Raw genomic sequence first — 1,818 nt, 5'->3', positions numbered from 1 at the left:
GTGGGGAGATAGGGAGGATGACAAAACATAACCCGACGATTCTGGCAATTCTATGATGCTTTACCCGAAAGCGTGCAGCGAACGGCTGATCAATCGTTATACTCACTCTAGTAGTGGTTGCTAGAGTGGGTTTTGCTGTATAGGTTATACGTTAGCCAAAAGTGTTTGTAAAGAATCTTTGGCGTTTGCAGTTTTGAGAAAAGTACAATGACTTATCGAATTTTGAGCTTAGATGGCGGCGGAATTCGCGGTATTATTGCGGCAGTCATCTTGGCAGAAGTTGAACGAGTACTCGATCAACCCTTAAACCACTATTTCAACCTGATTGCGGGAACCTCAACTGGATCAATTCTGGCAGCAGGCGTAGCCACGGGACGCCAAAGCCAAGAAATCATTAGACTCTATAAAGAGAAAGGGTTGAGAATTTTTCCTTATAGTAACCGCTTTTCACCCGAGCGACTGGGCTTACTGTTTAAATACGGTGTTTCAGCACCTCTATACCCTGACGATGGCTTAATCGAAGTTTTGCAAGAAGAGTTTGGGACAACCAAACTATCCGATATTTATGCTTCACCCCAACTGATGATTATCGCCTACGATACTCTAGGTCGAGAACCCATTGTTTTTAAAAGCTGGCGTCAAGACGAAGATTACTTCAACATTCCACTCTGGGAAGCCTGTGTCTGTTCCTCCTCTGCCCCAACCTATTTCCCTGCCCATTTGCTACAAACTCCGACTCGCAAGTATTCAGCAATTGATGGCGGTGTAGGGGCAAACAATCCCTCGGCGTCTGCCCTTTCTGAAGCCTTGCGCTTAGGTTATCCGATTCGCGAAATGTCTATACTCTCAATTGGGACAGGAGATTCTGATCGTCCGTTGCCGTGGGAAGAAGCACGGGGTTGGGGACTGACACAATGGGGATGGAAAGGACGCTTAATTGACGTGTTGTTTGATGCCTCCTCTGATATGCACGATTACATCACCCGGCAAGTCATGAGTGCTCCAGATATAGACAATGGAGGGTGTCAGCGCTATCTGCGCCTGCAACCCTCCATTGTCAACGTTGAAATTGACGATGCTAGCCCAGAGAATATTGCCAATCTAACGATGTTTGCCCGAGATTACGTCGAAACGAACCAACAGTCGATAAAAAACTTCCTCATGCAAGACTGTTTGTAAGCACAGAGCGATCGCTCCTCGGTAAAATTGGGCAATGAATCCAAAAGCCCGCAAACAATTTGCTCAACACTGGCTGCGCAGCGAGAAAGCGCTCAATCGCATCGTTGCCGCCGCTAACTTGCAACCGAGCGATCGCATCCTTGAAATAGGTCCAGGTACAGGACTTCTGACTCGCAAATTGCTACCTGAAGTCGAATCGGTGGTAGCCGTTGAGATTGACCACGACTTGTGCAAGCATTTAACCCAAAAGCTAGGTCAGGTCAATAACTTTTTACTACTGCAAGGCGACTTCCTCACCCTCGACTTAAACTCTCAGCTTACGTCCTTCCCCAACTTCCAACACCTGAACAAAGTTGTTGCCAATATCCCCTACAATATTACCGGTCCCATTGTCGAAAAGCTCCTAGGAACCATTACTCACCCAGCCGCACCCGCTTTCGATCTCATCGTGCTACTGGTGCAGAAAGAAGTTGCCCAACGCTTGTGCGCCCAACCCGGTTCTAAAATATTCGGTGCTTTGTCAGTGCGAGTGCAATACCTAGCAGATTGTCAACTCATCTGCGACGTACCTGCAAAAGCCTTTTCTCCTCCTCCCAAAGTTGATTCGGCGGTAGTACGGTTGCAGCCCCGCCCCATAAA

The 1,818-nt window shown here is 47.7% G+C and carries 2 protein-coding genes; both read left to right on the top strand.

Annotated features, from left to right (window positions below; genetic code table 11):
- Positions 1-207: 207 nt before the first annotated feature.
- On the top strand, positions 208-1,179 hold the full coding sequence (locus tag IQ257_RS29520) for a patatin-like phospholipase family protein (RefSeq protein WP_193882761.1): 972 nt from the start codon (positions 208-210) through the stop codon (positions 1,177-1,179).
- Between the two features lie 34 nt (positions 1,180-1,213).
- A partial coding sequence (gene rsmA / locus IQ257_RS29515) for a 16S rRNA (adenine(1518)-N(6)/adenine(1519)-N(6))-dimethyltransferase RsmA (RefSeq protein WP_193933514.1) occupies positions 1,214-1,818 on the top strand: 605 nt, incomplete at its 3' end.

Origin of the sequence: Coleofasciculus sp. LEGE 07092 (assembly GCF_015207375.1) — a bacterium.
In the GTDB taxonomy this organism is placed as follows: domain Bacteria; phylum Cyanobacteriota; class Cyanobacteriia; order Cyanobacteriales; family Coleofasciculaceae; genus LEGE-07092.
This window is presented reverse-complemented; position numbering and strand designations above follow the sequence as displayed.